General features: G+C 65.1%; 14 protein-coding genes. 12 read left to right on the top strand and 2 right to left on the bottom strand.

Annotated features, from left to right (window positions below; genetic code table 11):
- Window position 1: 1 nt before the first annotated feature.
- The 3 genes from LN047_RS06715 to LN047_RS06725 all read left to right on the top strand — a co-directional run bounded on the left by LN047_RS06715 (window position 2) and on the right by LN047_RS06725 (window position 2268).
- The gene (locus LN047_RS06715) at window positions 2–655 is read left to right on the top strand and encodes a CoA transferase subunit B (RefSeq protein WP_056322014.1); all 654 of its coding nucleotides are present in this window, start codon (window positions 2–4) and stop codon (window positions 653–655) included.
- 213 nt (window positions 656–868) lie between these two features.
- Entirely contained in the window at window positions 869–1885 is a 1017-nt protein-coding gene (locus LN047_RS06720) for a PAAR domain-containing protein (protein WP_373981375.1), read from the top strand.
- 2 nt (window positions 1886–1887) lie between these two features.
- Complete coding sequence (locus LN047_RS06725; RefSeq protein ID WP_373981376.1) at window positions 1888–2268, top strand: hypothetical protein; 381 nt, start codon at window positions 1888–1890, stop codon at window positions 2266–2268.
- Window positions 2269–2296: 28 nt separating this feature from the next.
- On the opposite strand, the gene LN047_RS06730 is transcribed toward LN047_RS06725, so the two are convergent.
- A complete protein-coding gene (locus LN047_RS06730; RefSeq protein WP_280004103.1) occupies window positions 2297–2758 on the bottom strand; it encodes a GNAT family N-acetyltransferase in 462 nt (153 codons plus the stop codon).
- 191 nt (window positions 2759–2949) lie between these two features.
- Here LN047_RS06730 and LN047_RS06735 point away from each other — a divergent pair, with 191 nt between their 5' ends.
- The 9 genes from LN047_RS06735 to LN047_RS06775 all read left to right on the top strand — a co-directional run bounded on the left by LN047_RS06735 (window position 2950) and on the right by LN047_RS06775 (window position 14142).
- Window positions 2950–3825, top strand: coding sequence for a MurR/RpiR family transcriptional regulator (locus LN047_RS06735; protein WP_056322019.1), 876 nt, complete (start codon window positions 2950–2952; stop codon window positions 3823–3825).
- Window positions 3822–4802, top strand: a complete 981-nt coding sequence (locus LN047_RS06740) for an isoaspartyl peptidase/L-asparaginase family protein (RefSeq protein ID WP_373981377.1) — start codon at window positions 3822–3824, stop codon at window positions 4800–4802. The genes LN047_RS06735 and LN047_RS06740 overlap by 4 nt, the downstream gene beginning before the upstream one ends.
- 46 nt (window positions 4803–4848) lie before the next feature.
- Window positions 4849–6735 carry a dipeptide ABC transporter ATP-binding protein gene (locus tag LN047_RS06745; RefSeq protein ID WP_373981378.1) on the top strand — a complete coding sequence of 629 codons (1887 nt, stop codon included), beginning with the start codon at window positions 4849–4851 and terminating at the stop codon, window positions 6733–6735.
- A gap of 37 nt (window positions 6736–6772) precedes the next feature.
- A complete protein-coding gene (gsiB, locus tag LN047_RS06750) occupies window positions 6773–8326 on the top strand; it encodes a glutathione ABC transporter substrate-binding protein GsiB (RefSeq protein WP_062840581.1) in 1554 nt (517 codons plus the stop codon).
- A gap of 89 nt (window positions 8327–8415) precedes the next feature.
- Window positions 8416–9336: a glutathione ABC transporter permease GsiC gene (gene gsiC, locus LN047_RS06755; protein WP_056322028.1), complete on the top strand. Its 921-nt coding sequence runs from the start codon at window positions 8416–8418 to the stop codon at window positions 9334–9336.
- Window positions 9337–9343: 7 nt separating this feature from the next.
- Window positions 9344–10243 (top strand): glutathione ABC transporter permease GsiD, encoded by a 900-nt coding sequence (gsiD, locus tag LN047_RS06760; protein WP_056322031.1) that lies wholly within the window; start codon window positions 9344–9346, stop codon window positions 10241–10243.
- A gap of 145 nt (window positions 10244–10388) precedes the next feature.
- The gene (locus LN047_RS06765) at window positions 10389–11483 is read left to right on the top strand and encodes a P1 family peptidase (protein WP_373981379.1); all 1095 of its coding nucleotides are present in this window, start codon (window positions 10389–10391) and stop codon (window positions 11481–11483) included.
- A gap of 20 nt (window positions 11484–11503) precedes the next feature.
- Window positions 11504–12337, top strand: a complete 834-nt coding sequence (locus LN047_RS06770; RefSeq protein WP_179691170.1) for a M55 family metallopeptidase — start codon at window positions 11504–11506, stop codon at window positions 12335–12337.
- A gap of 14 nt (window positions 12338–12351) precedes the next feature.
- Window positions 12352–14142 carry an aminopeptidase P family protein gene (locus LN047_RS06775; protein ID WP_373981380.1) on the top strand — a complete coding sequence of 597 codons (1791 nt, stop codon included), beginning with the start codon at window positions 12352–12354 and terminating at the stop codon, window positions 14140–14142.
- 55 nt (window positions 14143–14197) lie between these two features.
- Here the strand turns inward: LN047_RS06775 and LN047_RS06780 are convergent, their stop codons facing one another.
- Window positions 14198–15196 (bottom strand): hypothetical protein, encoded by a 999-nt coding sequence (locus LN047_RS06780; protein WP_373981381.1) that lies wholly within the window; start codon window positions 15194–15196, stop codon window positions 14198–14200.
- Window positions 15197–15286 lie beyond the last annotated feature (90 nt).

Raw genomic sequence — 15286 nt, forward strand, 5'->3', positions numbered from 1 at the left:
CATGGCATGGTCCCGCGATGAAATGGCGGCGCGCGCCGCGCGCGAGCTGCAAGACGGCTTTTATGTGAACCTGGGCATCGGCCTGCCCACGCTGGTTGCCAACCACGTCCCCGCGGGCGTGGAAGTGTGGCTCCAATCCGAAAACGGCCTGCTGGGCATCGGCCCGTTCCCCACCGACGATCAGGTCGACGCCGACCTCATCAACGCCGGCAAGCAGACCGTCACGACGCTGCCCGGCTCCTCGATCTTCTCGTCGGCCGACTCGTTCGCGATGATCCGCGGCGGCAAGATCAACCTGGCGATCCTGGGCGCGATGCAGGTCTCCGAAAAGGGCGATCTGGCCAACTGGATGATCCCGGGCAAGATGGTCAAGGGCATGGGCGGCGCGATGGACCTGGTGGCCGGCGTCGGCCGCGTGGTCGTGCTGATGGAACACGTGGCCAAGAAAAAGGACGGCACCGAGGACATCAAGCTGCTGCCCGAGTGCAACCTGCCGCTGACCGGCGTGGGTGTGGTCGATCTCATCATCACCGACCTGGGCGTGATGGAAGTCACCGAAAACGGCCTGAAGCTGCTGGAAACGGCGCCCGGCGTGACGGTGGACGAGATCAAGTCCAAGACGGCGGCGAAGCTGGACGTGTCTGCGGTGCAGTAGGCCGCTACCGGCCTTACCCCGGCTGAACTGACCCCCGAAGGTTGGACGAGATCCACCCTTCGGGGGGTTTTACGTGTAGAAGCACCTTTCAGCCAACTTCCGTGCGCCGTCAAAGGCTGGCCGATTCCCGAATGCGGTTTCCGACTTTTCTTATTGAGTGGCGGTCTGCGATACGTAGACTCAAGCCCAACGGTAATTGTCAGGAGCCGCTACATGGCAGGTCGCCCCGTTGTTCGAATCGGTGACAAGACTTCACATGGGGGGAAGGTGACGCAGGGCTTCCTCGAGTACCTGATCGAGGGCAGGGCGGCTGCGGGCATGGGCCACTTGGTCGCTTGTCCGCAGTGCAAAGGCACTTTCCCCATCGTCGAAGGTGTTTCCAGCTTTGCTATCGGTGGTGGCCTGATAGCGATCGAAGGCATGAAGACTGCCTGCGGCGCAAAGCTATTCGCCAGCCAGCAGATTGCGGTGCTGGATCCCGGCCCGGGAGACATCGTGCGAACATCGTCCGATGCCAGTCTGTTGGACAATAGCCTGCGCCAGGCCGATTGCACTCACACCGACACGGCTGTGCCGCTGGCGAAATTCATCGTACGGGAGATGAAGACCAATCCCTTCTCCCGGCAGGGACGCGAGATTCACGACGCCAATCATTACGACTTCAGGGCGTACAACGAGGATTCGGAGCGTGCTTCGTGGTACACGAAGCTTTCAGGCCGGAAGACCTACCTGGAAATGTTGGCCGAGAAAAAGTTGCATGCCTACGCGCTTTTCGCGGATATCATCGGGCCGAACCGCCCTTGGGACCACAAGCCAGCGTTACGGCAGATGCTTGGCCAAGATTTCAATATCGGCTGGCAGAAGTATGGTGACTTCGACTACTACTTTGACATCTGGTCCAACATCCATTTCGGATACGTCGGTATTGCACTTGGGTTCACTGCTGCCGAGCTGATCAATGGGGCAGGTTTGGCACAGGCGGCGCTTGACCTCTGGAAGCGGAAACCGCAACAGAATCACCCGCGGAACGGCCCATGGCCGGCGAGCGCGGACGACGTGACTGATCACATTTCCATCAAGCTGGGAATCGATCTATATGCGGCAATCAAGCCTCATGAACTGACTGCCGAGATCCTTCTCCAACATGTCAGCGCCGTGCCAATTCCATGGGGCCACGGAAAGGACGTCGCGAAAGAACCGCACACATGCCGACGAGAACCACGAAAGTGACAATGCGCCGTGCCCTCCGATGTGCGGGAGTCGTTCTGTGCGCTGCGCCGTTGCTCTGGATGCTGTTCATGTACTTCTGCAGGCCAGTTGTCGCGTTGCACTACTCGCAAGATGCAAGCGCCGAACTCCTTGTTTTCTTCAATGACAATCACGATACGACCCGGTTTCTTTTGACTCCTGGGCAGTCCGTCTCGTCACCTACTGCGATGTTCCCGGCGTCGGATATGTGGTTGCTGATCTCATTCCCGCGCGAAGAAGGCGACCGCATGGAGATCACTCAGCCGTTTAGCCGTATCGACGTGTACATCGCGGAGGGCGGAAAAATTGAGCGTGCAGAGATTAGCCAGGGCTTCTTCGCACGCTTTTCCCCCGCCGGCCGCTAGGGCGGCGCCCGCTGAACGTTTCAGGGGCTCAGGCCGATTCACTCAACAGCATCCCCACATGAGGGATGCCGTCTTCCATGTATTCCTCGGTGACCGGCACGAAGCCGTGGCCGCCGTAATAACCCTTCAATCGGGCCTGCGCGCCCAGGTATACGGGCTGATCCGGCCACAGACGGTGCACTTCTTCCTTGGCGCGGCGCATGAGTTCGTGGCCCAGGCCCGTGCCGCGGGCGGCGGGGGCGGTGATCACGCGGCCGATGACGGCGCGGCCGTCGTTCAGGGCCGGCTCCAGCAGGCGGCAATAGGCCACCAGTTCGCCGTCGTGCCAGGCCATCAGGTGCTCGGTCTGCCCTTGCAGGTCCTTGCCGTCCATGTCGAGAAACACGCAGTTCTGTTCCACCACGAACACTTCCGAGCGCAGCCGCAGGATGGCGTAGAGCTCGGCGGGCGTCAGGTCGGCGTGGGGCTTGCAGATCCAGGCGGGTGTCATGCGGGTCATTCCAGATAGCGGGACAAAAAACAGGGCAACTAGCGTAACGCAAACCGGCCCCGATTTTTCAGGCCTGATTGTTACATCTATTCACGGGTATACCCTTAGTATGAAAATCTATTTTCTTAACTAAAATTTGTGTGTAAACAGATTTACATAAACCCGCCGCCTGATTTCCACCACGCTGTTCGATGACCAAGTCCGCCATTACGATCGCTGATCGGATCGCCCGGGCCCAGCCCGCGCTGAGCCGGACCCAGCACAAGATGGCCGAGTACGTGCTGGCGCACCAGTTCCGCGTCGCCACCATGACCATCGATGAGTTCGCGGCGGCAGTGGGCGTGTCGGTCGCCACGGCCAACCGGTTTGCGCGCGCCCTGGACCTGCCGGGCTATCCGCAGTTCCGCGCCGAACTGGCCCGCGGCTTCGAAGCCGCGCTGGAACCGGTCGAGAAGCTGCGCACCGAGCTGGCCCACTCGGCCAGCGCCGTCCAGATCTTTGCCGCGACCCTCGAAGAAGACATCCGCAACGCGCAGCGCAACCTGCAGGCGCTGGATTCCGCTGCCTGTGAACAGGCGGTCGACGCCATTCTGGCCGCCGATCGCGTCTTCATCATCGGTTTCGGCGCCAGCGGGTTTCTCGCAGGCCTCTTGCAGCGCGGCCTGTGCATGCACCTGCATTCGGTGGAATCGCTGGCTGGTCCCGGCGGCGTGTCGCACGCGGCGCGTCAGATGTCGCGCATGACCAGTAACGACCTGGTGATCGCCATCGGTTTTCCGCGTTACCTGGCCGACACCGTGACGCTGGCCGGCGCGGCCAAACAGGCCGGGGTGCCGGTGCTGGTGCTGACGGACAAGCCCACCTCGCCGCTGGCGCCCACAGCGTCCGTCGTGCTGTACGCCTTCTCGGCGCGCCAGCTCATTCCCAATTCCGAAACCGCCGCGTTGGGGCTCATCGAAGCCCTGTCCGCGGCGGTGGCCTATCGGGCCAAGAATTCCGTTGCGGCCGCTGCTGGGGTGACCCAGTCCGTGATGCCGTGGCTCATCCATGGAGTAGGTAAACGATGATTCAACCCGTGATTGCCATTCACGGTGGCGCCGGCGCGATGTCCCGCGCGGCCATGTCTGCCGAGAAAGAACAGGAATACCTCGCGGCGCTGGAGTCGATCCTGACCGCCGGCCAGGCCGTGCTGGCCAAGGGCGGCAGCGCCCTGGACGCCGTCACCGAAGCCGTGCGCCTGCTCGAAGACTGCCCCCTGTTCAACGCCGGTCACGGCGCTGTGTTCACCAGTGCCGGCACCCATGAACTGGACGCCGCCATCATGGACGGCGCCACGCTGCGTTCCGGCGCCATCGCCAACGTGAACCGCGTGCGCAATCCCATCTTTGCCGCGCGCAAGGTCATGGAAAACAGCAAGCACGTGTTCTTCGTGGGCGAGGGCGCTGAAGCGTTCGCCGCTCAGGAAGGCGTGGAACTCGTCGATCCCTCGTATTTTTCGACCGACGCCCGCCGCGAGCAGCTGCTGCGCGTGCAGCGCGAAACGCCGGACGCCGCCGTGCTGGACCACGACGGCCAGGCCATGGTCGCGCGCGGCCAGCCCGCGCCCGCCGATCCGCTGGACGCCGACAAGAAGTTCGGCACCGTGGGTGCCGTGGCCGTCGATGCCCAGGGCAACCTGGCCGCCGCCACCTCCACCGGCGGCATCACCAACAAGCAGGTCGGCCGCGTGGGCGATGCGCCCCTGATCGGCGCCGGCACCTATGCCAGCAACAAGACCTGCGCCGTGTCCACCACGGGCACGGGCGAAATGTTCATCCGCATGGTTGCCGCGTACGACGTGGCTGCCCAGATGGAATACTGCGGCGCCTCGCTGGAAGCGGCGGCGGACCGCGTCGTAATGGAAAAACTGCCCACCATCGGCGGCAAGGGCGGCCTGGTGGCCGTCGACGCCCAGGGCAATATGGCCTTGCCGTTCAACACGGAAGGCATGTACCGGGGTTACGCCCGCGTTGGCGAGAAGCCGGTAACCGCCATCTACCGATGAGCGGCGGCGGTTTGGATCAGTAGGTTTATTTTGGGAATGAGAAGAGATGGTTGATCGCGCAAACAGCCTGGCGCTGCCGGATAACCGCGTGGTCCAGGTCGACGACCTGACGGTGCGCTTCGTGGGTTCCGAGCGCACGGTCGAAGCCGTGCGCAATCTGTCGTTTCATGTGGACCGGGGCGAGACCTTGGCCATCGTGGGCGAATCGGGTTCGGGCAAGTCGGTGACGTCGCTGGCGCTGATGCGTCTGGTGGAACATGGCGGTGGCCGCATCGCCCAGGGCAGCATGGCCTTGCGCCGGCGCAACGGCTCCGTGATCGACCTGGCCAATGCCAGCCAGCGCGTGATGCGCGATGTGCGCGGCGCCGACATGGCCATGATTTTCCAGGAGCCGATGACCTCCTTGAATCCGGTGTTCACGGCCGGCGACCAGATCGCCGAATCGATCCGCGAGCACCAGGGCATGGATGGCGCCTCGGCACGCGCCGAAGCGCTGCGCATGCTGGAACAGGTCCGCATTCCCGAAGCCAAGTCGGTGCTGGACCGCTATCCCCATCAACTGTCGGGCGGCATGCGCCAGCGCGTCATGATCGCCATGGCGCTGGCCTGCAAGCCGGCGCTGCTGATCGCCGACGAACCGACCACCGCGCTGGACGTGACGATCCAGGCCCAGATCCTGCAGCTCATCCGCCAGCTTCAAGATGAAATGCACATGGGCGTGGTGTTCATCACCCACGACATGGGCGTGGTGGCCGAAGTGGCCGACCGCGTGCTGGTCATGTTCCGCGGCGACAAGGTCGAGGAAGGCCCGTCGGACCGCGTGTTTGCCGCGCCTCAGCATAGCTATACCAAGGCGCTGCTGTCGGCGGTGCCCAAGCTGGGCGCCATGCAGGGCACGGACCTGCCCGCGCGCTTCCCGCTGCTGCAGGTCGATGGCAAGGCCCAGCCCGTGGCCGAGGCCGGCGCCGTCAGCACGCAGGAAGTGCCCGCCGGCAAGCGCGAGCCCATCCTGAGCGTGCGCAACCTGGTGACGCGCTTTGACCTGCGCGGCGGCATCATGAGCCGCGTCCAGCGCCGCGTGCACGCCGTGGAAAAGGTCAGCTTCGATCTGTACCCGGGCGAGACCCTGTCGCTGGTCGGCGAGTCCGGCTGCGGCAAGTCCACGACCGGCCGCTCGCTGCTGCGCCTGGTGGAAAGCCAGGGCGGCGAAATCCGCTTCGGCGGCCGCGACATCGTGCGCCTGAAGAACAGCGAACTGCAGTCCCTGCGCCGCGACATCCAGTTCGTGTTCCAGGACCCGTTCGCGTCGCTGGATCCGCGCGTGACCGTGGGCTTCTCGATCATGGAGCCGCTGCTGGTGCACGGCGTGGCCAAGGGCAAGGATGCCGAGCGCCGCGTCGCCGAACTGCTCGAGCGCGTGGGCATGCCGCCGGAAATGGCGCAGCGCTATCCGCACGAGTTCTCGGGCGGCCAGCGCCAGCGCATCTGCATTGCGCGCGCCCTGGCCCTGAATCCGAAGGTCGTGATCGCGGACGAATCCGTGTCGGCGCTGGACGTGTCGATCCAGGCGCAGATCGTGAACCTGCTGATCGACCTGCAGCGCGACATGGGCATCTCGTTCCTGTTCATCTCGCACGACATGGCCGTGGTCGAACGCGTGAGCCACCGCGTGGCGGTGATGTACCTGGGCCAGATCGTCGAGATCGGTCCGCGCCGCGCGATCTTCGAGAATCCCCAGCATCCCTACACCAAGAAGCTGATGTCGGCCGTGCCGATCGCCGATCCGGCGCGCCGTCACATGAAGCGCACCTTGCTGTCCGATGAAATCCCCAGCCCGATCCGCAAACTGAACGACGAACCGGTGGTGCAGCCGCTGGTGCAGGTCGGTCCGGATCATTTTGTAGCCCGCCATCCCGTCGGCGGCGCGTATTGACTCAGTAGTTGACCTTTTTTTGGAACCAGGAGTTGCAATGATGAAAGTTCTGCGCCCCACCAAGCTGATGGCCGCTGCCGCGCTGGCCTTCGGCGTGCTCGCCGCGCCGATGGCCCATGCCGCCAAGGACGTGACGTTCGCCGTTTCCATCGCGCTGGAAACGCTTGATCCCTACAACACCAACAGCACGCTGAACCAGGCGGCTGGCAAGGCCTACTATGAAGGCCTGTTCGAGTTCGACAAGGACCTGAAGGTGCAGAAGGTCCTGGCGACCGACTACACGGTCAGCGAAGACGGCCTGGTCTACACGTTCAAGCTGCGTCCCGGCGTGAAGTTCCACGACGGCACCGACTTCAACGCCGAAGCGGTCAAGATCAACTTCGATCGTCCGGCCAACCCGGACAACCGCCTGTCGCGCTACATCCAGTTCAGCGTCATCGAGAAGACCGAAGTGGTCGATCCGATGACCGTCAAGATCACGCTGAAGAAGCCGTTCTCGGCCTTCATCAACGCGCTGGCCCACCCGGCCGCCATGATGATCTCGCCCGCTGCCCTGGCCAAGTACGGCAAGGAAATCGGCTTTCACCCGGTCGGCACGGGCCCGTTCGAATTCGTCGAATGGAAGCCGGCTGAATACCTGAAGGTCAAGAAGTTCGACGGTTACTGGAAGAAGGGCTACCCGAAGGTCGACACGCTGACCTTCCGCACCGTGACCGACAACAACACCCGCGCCGCCGTGGTGCAGACGGGTGAAGCGCACTTCGCCTTCCCGGTGCCGTTCGAGCAGGCCGCCGTGCTGAAGAAGAACGAAAAGCTGGACGTGGTCGATCACAAGAACTCGATCATGGCCCGCTACCTGTCGATGAACACGCAGCAAAAGCCGTTCGACAACGTCAAGGTGCGTGAAGCCATCAACTACGCCATCAACAAGGACGCCCTGGCCAAGGTCGCGTTCTCGGGCTACGCCACCGTCATCGACGGCGTCGTGCCGCAAGGCGTGGACTACGCGCACAAGATCGGCGCATGGCCCTACGACATCAAGAAGGCCAAGGCCCTGCTGGCCGAAGCCGGCTACCCCAACGGCTTCGAAAGCACGCTGTGGTCCGCCTATAACGACGGCACCTCGGTGAAGGTCGTTCAGTTCCTGCAGCAGCAGCTCGCCCAGGTCGGCATCAAGGTTTCCGTGGAAGTCCTGGAATCCGGCCAGCGCGTGCAGCGCGTTCAACAGGTGCAAAAGCCTGAAGACGCCAAGGTCCGCATGTACTACGCCGGCTGGTCGTCCTCGACCGGTGAAGCCGACTGGGGCCTGCGTCCGCTCCTGACCACCGCCGCGTTCCCGCCGGTGCTGAACAACGTGTCGTACTACTCGAACAAGTCGGTTGACGACGGCGTCCAGCAAGCGCTGGCCACGACCGATCGCGCCAAGAAGACCGAGATCTACAAGAACGTTCAGGAAACCATCTGGAAGGACGCCCCGTGGGCCTTCCTGGTGACCCAGAACAACCTGTACGTCAAGTCGAAGAACCTGTCGGGCGTGTACGTGGAACCGGACACCTCGTTCTGGTTCGGCGACATCGACCTGAAGCAGTAAACCAAGCAGTAACTCTCGGGGCCTTCGGGCCCTTGTAAGGCCACATACGGCGGGGACGCGGTGTCCCCGCCGATGTTGCAGGAATTTCAATGCTGACCTACATCGTCAAACGTCTTTTGGGCATGATCCCCACGCTGCTGCTGGTAGCGGTGGTCGTGTTCCTGTTTGTGCACATGCTTCCGGGCGACCCGGCGCGACTGGCCGCCGGGCCCGAAGCCGACCAGCAGACCGTCGAGCTCGTGCGCAAGGAACTTGGGCTGGATCTGCCCCTGCCGCAGCAGTTCGTGCGCTACTTCAGCCACATGCTGCAGGGCGACCTCGGGACCTCGCTGCGCACCAAGCGCCCCGTCTCGACCGAAATCGCCGACCGTTTCATGCCCACCTTGTGGCTCACCCTTGCGAGCATGGTGTGGTCCGTTGGCTTTGGCATGATCATCGGCATCGTGTCGGCGGTATGGCGCAATCGCTGGCCCGACCGTCTTGGCATGACGCTGGCGGTGTCCGGCATCTCGTTCCCCGCGTTCGCGCTGGGCATGATGCTGATGCAGATCTTCTCGGTGAACCTTGGCTGGCTCCCCACGGTGGGCGCCTCGACCTGGCAACACTACATTCTTCCTTCCATCACGCTGGGCGCCGCCGTGGCCGCCGTGATGGCGCGCTTCACGCGGGCGTCGTTCGTGGAAGTCGTGCAGGAAGACTTCGTGCGCACGGCCCGCGCCAAGGGCCTGTCCGAGCGCCGCGTCATCATCAAGCACGCGCTGCGCAACGCGCTGATTCCCGTCGTGACCATGATGGGCCTGCAGTTCGGCTTCCTCCTGGGCGGCTCGATCGTGGTCGAGACCGTGTTCAACTGGCCCGGCCTTGGCCGCCTGCTGGTGGACGCCGTGACCCAGCGCGACTATCCGGTGATCCAGGGCCTCGTGCTGCTGTTCTCGCTGGAATTCATCCTGATCAACCTGATTGTCGACGTGCTGTATGGCGTCATCAATCCCAGCATCCGTTACAAGTGAGGCGGCCATGAGCAATACGACACCCGCCGCAACCATCGCCGCCGTTCCCAAGAACGACGTGCGCACGCCCGCCACCGAGTTCTGGCGCAAATTCAAGAAGCAGAAGCTTGCCGTCGGCGCGGGCCTCTTCGTCCTGCTGCTGGTCATCGTCGCGGTCTTCGCGCCGTGGATCGTGCCGTACGACCCTGAGAACTTCTTCGACTACGACGCGCTGAACGCCGGTCCGTCCCTCGCTCACTGGCTGGGCGTGGATTCGCTGGGCCGCGACATCTTCAGCCGCATCATCATGGGTGCGCGCATCTCGCTGGCCGCCGGCTTCCTGTCGGTCGCCATGGGCGCCATCGTCGGCACGTTCATGGGCCTGATGGCCGGCTACTACGAAGGCTGGTGGGAACGCATCACGATGCGTATCTCCGACGTGCTGCTGGCATTTCCCGGCATGTTGCTGGCCATCGGCGTGGTCGCCATCCTGGGTTCCAGCATGGTCAACGTGATCGTGGCCGTGGCCGTGTTCAGCGTGCCCGCGTTTGCCCGCCTGGTGCGCGGCAACACGCTGTCGATCAAGCAGATGACGTACGTCGAAGCCGTCAAGAGCGTGGGCGCGTCCGACTGGACGATCATCATGCGCCACATCCTGCCCGGCACGATCTCGCCGATCGTGGTGTACGGCACGATGCGGATCGGCACCTCGATCATCACCGCGGCCAGCCTGTCGTTCCTGGGCATGGGCGCTTCGCCTCCCACGCCGGAGTGGGGCGCGATGCTGAACGAAGCGCGCGCCGACATGGTCATCGCACCGCACGTCGCCATCTTCCCGGCGCTTGCCATCTTCCTGACGGTGCTGGCGTTCAACCTGCTGGGCGACGGCCTGCGCGACGCGCTCGATCCCAAGATCGACCGCAAGTAAACCTGCCGCCGGCCTGATTGCCCAGGCCGGCGTGGAGGGCGATTCTTCCGCCGCCGCCTCCGTCCGCCACGCGCTGCCCCGCGCGTGTCCCGGACCCAGGGTGGCGGCGTTTTGCATTCTGGAGCGTGGCGACACGTAGACGAACATGGACAAACAAGCGCTGGACATCCCGCGGATCGGCGTACTGCCCTCGGGTCCGCTGGACTCGATCTGCGACGTGGGCGAGATCACCGTCGGCCATTGCACGCTGGCCGATGGCCCGCTGCAGACGGGCGTGACCGTCGTGCGCCCGCATGGCGGCGATCCCTTCCTGGACAAGACGCCGGCCGCGGCCACCGTGCTGAACGGCTTTGGCAAGAGCACGGGTCTGGTTCAGGTGCAGGAATTGGGCGTGCTGGAAACGCCGATCGCGCTGACCAATACGTTCGGCGTGGGCACGGTGGCCAATGCGCAGATCCGCGCCGCGGTCGCGGCCAACCCCGGCATCGGCCGCGGCATGGCGACCGTGAACCCGCTGGTCTTCGAGTGCAACGACGGGTTCCTGAACGACATCCAGGCGATGGCGGTTCAGGAATCGCATTACGCCGACGCGCTGACCGCCGCCGGCAAGCGTTTCGCGCAGGGCGCCGTTGGCGCCGGCCGGGGCATGTCCAGCTTTTCGTTCAAGGGCGGCATCGGCTCGGCTTCGCGCGTGGCGCGGATCAAGGACGGACCGCAGTACACCCTGGGCGCGCTGGTGCTTTCCAACTTCGGCCGTTTGCCCAACCTGACGGTGGCGGGCAGGCCGTTTGGCCGCCGGCTGGCGGACCAGCTTGACGGCAAGCTGGCGCAGCAAGGCGAAAACGCGGTGATCGCCCCTGAGAAGGGATCGATCATCCTGCTGGTGGCCACCGACGCGCCGCTCGATGCTCGGCAGTTGCGCCGGCTGTCGCTGCGCGCGGGCGCGGGGCTGGCGCGCACCGGCTCGGTGTTCGGCCACGGCAGCGGCGACATTGCGCTGGCGTTTTCGACGGCATACACGATTCCGCAGCTGGCCGAGTCGCCCATGCCCGCGATCGCCATGTTGCACGAGGCCCGCATCGATCCGCTCTTCGAGGCCGCCGCCGAAGCCTGCGAACAGGCCATCATTGCCGCGCTGTGGCACGCCGAAAGCGTGACCGGGCGCGACGGGAACCACCGCGATTGCATCCGCCACGCCGCGCCCGATTGGCGCCAGTGGCTGTCCGACACCGAACTCTGAACATTTTCAAGGCCCCTTTCATGAAGATCCTTATTTCCACCGATATCGAAGGCGTCGCCGGCGTCTTCCATGCCGAGCAGGTCCGTGCCGGCAACGGCGAGTACGAGCGTGCTCGCGCCTGGATGACCGCCGAGGCCAACGCGGCCGTGCAAGGCGCCATCGCGGGCGGCGCCGAAGAGATCCTGGTCAACGACTCGCACGGCGGCTTTCGCAACCTGCTGCCCGATGGCCTGGACGAGCGCGCCCGCCTGGTGCTGGGCAAGCCGCGTTACCTGGGCATGATGGGCGGGCTGGAAGAGGCGTGCGACGCCGTCTTCATGATCGGCTACCACTCGCGCTCGCAAGGCCGCGGCATCCTGGCCCACACCATCAACAGCTTTGCGTTCGCGCGCGTCGTCATCAACGGCATGGAGCTGGGCGAAGCGGGCCTGTACGGGGCGCTGGCCGGCGAGTTGGGCGTGCCCGTCATCCTGGGCACGGGCGACGACGTGTTCATCGAGGAGACCCGCGACACCTTTCCCGGCGCCGAATGGGTGCAGACCAAGGTTGCGCACGGGCAGGGCAGCGGCATCACGTTGTCGCCCGCCGCCTCGCGCCGCGCGATTGCTGCGGCCGCCGAAACAGCGGTGCGTAATTTCATGCGCGGCGGCGACAAGAAAGCCGTTCCTTTCCGCATTCCCGCGCCTATAGAATGCCGGTTGCAGACGCAGAGCTCGGCGCTCGCCGATCTGTTCTGCATGTGGCCCACGCTCGAACGCGTGGACGGCGTCACCTTGCGATTCACCACGGATAGCATGCAGTCCGCCATCCGCACGCTGAACAGCCTGGCCGCCATGTCTTTCATGTTGCGCTAAGGATCCCATCTTCCATGTCTAGCACCGACGCCCGTATTGCCCAATTGCGGCAGGCCATGACCCGCCGCGGTCTGACTGCCTACGTCGTTCCTTCCTCGGACCCGCACCTGTCCGAATACCTGCCGGCCCGCTGGCAGGGGCGGCGCTGGCTGTCGGGCTTCACGGGGTCGGTGGGCACGCTGGTGGTCACGCCAAGCTTTGCCGGCCTGTGGGTGGACAGCCGCTACTGGGTCCAGGCCGAAGCCCAGCTTGCGGGCACGGGCGTGCAACTGATGAAGATTGCGCTGGCCACGACGCCGGGCCATGTCGATTGGCTGGCCGCCAACACCGGCGCGGGCGACGTCATCGGGGTGGACGGCCAGGTGCTGGGCCTGGGCGCTTTCCGCGCCTTGTCCGCTGCCGCAGCCGCCTCTGGCGCCGTGCTGGAGATCCGCGAAGACCTGCTGGACGAGGTCTGGGCTAATCGCGCCGGGCTGCCGGACGCCAAGATCTACGAACACGTCGCGCCCGACGCCTGCGTGACCCGCGCCGACAAGCTGGCTCAGGTTCGCGACGCCATGCGCAAGCATGGCGCCGACGTGCATTTCATTTCCACGCTTGACGATATCGCCTGGCTGTTCAACCTGCGCGGCGCGGACGTGGACTACAACCCGGTCTTTGTCGGCCACGCGCTGGTCGGCCTGGACCACGCCACGCTCTTCGTGGCCGACGGCAAGATCGATGACAGCCTGCGCGCCATCCTGGCCGCCGACGGCGTCGAAGTTGCGGACTACGCCCACGCCGCGGATGCGCTGGCCTCCTTGGAAGTGGATCAGAAGCTGCTGATCGATCCGGCCCGCGTCACCTGCGGGGTGTTCCATGCCATGGATCCGGCCGTGCCGCGCGTGGAAGCGATCAATCCGTCCACGCTGCTCAAGTCGCGCAAGACCGACGCCGAACTGGCGAACGTGCGTCAGGCGATGGCGCAGGACGGCGCCGCGCTCTGCGAATTCTTCGCCTGGTTCGAAGGCGCGCTGGGCAAGGAAACCATCACCGAACTGACTATCGACGAGCAGATCACGGCCGCCCGCGCGCGCCGTCCGGCGTACGTCTGCCCCAGCTTTGCCACCATCGCGGGCTTCAACGCCAACGGCGCCATGCCGCATTACCGCGCCACCCCGGAATCGCACGCCACGATCGAAGGCGACGGCCTGCTGCTGATCGACTCGGGCGGCCAGTACCTGGGCGGCACGACGGACATCACGCGCGTGGTGGCGGTGGGCACGCCCAGCGCGGACCAGAGGGTCGATTTCACGCTGGTCCTCAAGGGCATGATCGCGCTGTCGCGCGCATCGTTCCCGCGCGGCACGCCGTCGCCCATGCTCGATGCCATCGCGCGCGCGCCCATCTGGGAAGGCGGCGCGGAATACGGCCATGGCACGGGCCACGGCGTGGGCTATTTCCTGAACGTGCACGAAGGCCCGCAGGTCATTTCCTACCGCGCGATGCCGGGTCCGCACACGGCCATGGAGCCGGGCATGATCACCTCGAACGAACCGGGCATCTACCGCCCGGGACGCTGGGGCGTGCGCATCGAGAACCTGGTCGCTAACCGCAGCTGGCTGACCTCGGAGCTGGGTGAATTCCTGTGCTTCGAGACGCTGACGATGTGCCCCATCGACACCCGCTGCATCGAGCCCTCGCTGATGCGCGAAGATGAGATCGACTGGCTGAACGACTATCACAAGACGGTGTTCGAGCGCCTGTCGCCGCTGGTCGAGGGCGAGGCGCTGGCGTGGCTGACGCTGCGCTGCGCGGCGATCTGACCTGACAGTATTGCCGGCAGGGCCGGCGCAAAAAAAGGCCGCGGCGCGCCGCCGGTTACCGCGCCGGCGCGTCTTGCTTGCGGTGAAGCAGGCGCGTGGCCGCCAGGCAACCCAGCGTCAGCAGCGCGCCGTAAGCCAGCAGCGCCAGCACGGCGGCCACGTTCGATTGGGCCGCCCATGCAATCTGGTTCCAGCTCATGGAATTGAGCATTGCGACGGCCAGGCCGATGCCCAACACCTGCGCGATCCAGAACGCCAGGCTGCCGAGCGCCACGGCGCGGCCGATGCCGGGCCGCGCCAGCGGGCGGGGCAGTGCCTTCAGGCAGACGAACGTAGCCAGCGCCAGCAGGAGGGCGGGCAGCAGCCAATAGCCCAGTGCATATTGGGTCCACCCCGCTTCCAGCGTCTGCATCTGCAGATAGCCGCCCAGCATGATCGAGACGCTGGACTGCCAGATCAGCATGGTCAGACCGCTGATCCATGCCGCATGCCGGCGGGTCAGCGCTGAGCCGGCGCCGGGGACGGCCGGGGTGGTGGTCCAGGCGGCGATGCGCAGCGCCAGGCAGATACCGGCGATCTCCAGCGCCACCGTGACGACGCGGATACCCAGGTTCATGACGATGAAACGTCCGGCCACATCCAGGCCGAGGGCCGTCTGGAGCCAGGAACCTTCCTTGATCAGGCCGCTCATCAACAGGTGCTGCGCGTAGGCCATGCCGCTGGACAGGCACAGCGTGTAGAGCGCCTGCAAAGCCAGGAACGTGCCCAGCAGCCTGCCCGGCTGGTCCACGGTTGCCGCATCGCGGCGCGCAAGCCACTGGCGCGTTGCGCCCCAGGCCGCGAGCCCGACGATGAGCAGGGTCGAGACGATGTTGGCCAGCAGCGGGGCCAGCACCGGCGGCTGCGTGTAGCTTTCACGCAGTTGCTCCACATAGGGCGTCGGGCTCAACAAGGTGTAGGCCTGCACCAGCGCGATATACGTCAGCCGCAGCAGGACGGCGGCGACGGCGATGCGCCAGGCAAGGGAAGGAACGGGGCGGGAAAGGGCGGTCATCGGCGCGGGGGCGGGGATGGGAGGGCGCCGCCCGCACGGGCAGCGGTTCAAAATTAGGGAGCGACCATACCATGCGGGCGCCGTGGGGCT

The organism is Achromobacter sp. JD417 (assembly GCF_041879325.1).
In the GTDB taxonomy this organism is placed as follows: Bacteria; Pseudomonadota; Gammaproteobacteria; order Burkholderiales; family Burkholderiaceae_B; genus Achromobacter; species Achromobacter mucicolens.

Excerpts from the sequence above, each read along its gene's own strand:
- gsiC (WP_056322028.1), top strand. The coding sequence starts at position 8,416 with ATGCTGACCTACATCGTCAAACGTCTTTTGGGCATGATCCCCACGCTG.
- gsiB (WP_062840581.1), top strand. The coding sequence starts at position 6,773 with ATGATGAAAGTTCTGCGCCCCACCAAGCTGATGGCCGCTGCCGCGCTG.
- LN047_RS06730 (WP_280004103.1), bottom strand. The coding sequence starts at position 2,758 with ATGACACCCGCCTGGATCTGCAAGCCCCACGCCGACCTGACGCCCGCC.
- LN047_RS06745 (WP_373981378.1), top strand. The coding sequence starts at position 4,849 with ATGGTTGATCGCGCAAACAGCCTGGCGCTGCCGGATAACCGCGTGGTC.
- LN047_RS06775 (WP_373981380.1), top strand. The coding sequence starts at position 12,352 with ATGTCTAGCACCGACGCCCGTATTGCCCAATTGCGGCAGGCCATGACC.
- LN047_RS06770 (WP_179691170.1), top strand. The coding sequence starts at position 11,504 with ATGAAGATCCTTATTTCCACCGATATCGAAGGCGTCGCCGGCGTCTTC.
- LN047_RS06765 (WP_373981379.1), top strand. The coding sequence starts at position 10,389 with ATGGACAAACAAGCGCTGGACATCCCGCGGATCGGCGTACTGCCCTCG.
- LN047_RS06720 (WP_373981375.1), top strand. The coding sequence starts at position 869 with ATGGCAGGTCGCCCCGTTGTTCGAATCGGTGACAAGACTTCACATGGG.
- LN047_RS06715 (WP_056322014.1), top strand. The coding sequence starts at position 2 with ATGGCATGGTCCCGCGATGAAATGGCGGCGCGCGCCGCGCGCGAGCTG.
- LN047_RS06735 (WP_056322019.1), top strand. The coding sequence starts at position 2,950 with ATGACCAAGTCCGCCATTACGATCGCTGATCGGATCGCCCGGGCCCAG.
- LN047_RS06780 (WP_373981381.1), bottom strand. The coding sequence starts at position 15,196 with ATGACCGCCCTTTCCCGCCCCGTTCCTTCCCTTGCCTGGCGCATCGCC.
- gsiD (WP_056322031.1), top strand. The coding sequence starts at position 9,344 with ATGAGCAATACGACACCCGCCGCAACCATCGCCGCCGTTCCCAAGAAC.
- LN047_RS06740 (WP_373981377.1), top strand. The coding sequence starts at position 3,822 with ATGATTCAACCCGTGATTGCCATTCACGGTGGCGCCGGCGCGATGTCC.
- LN047_RS06725 (WP_373981376.1), top strand. The coding sequence starts at position 1,888 with ATGCGCCGTGCCCTCCGATGTGCGGGAGTCGTTCTGTGCGCTGCGCCG.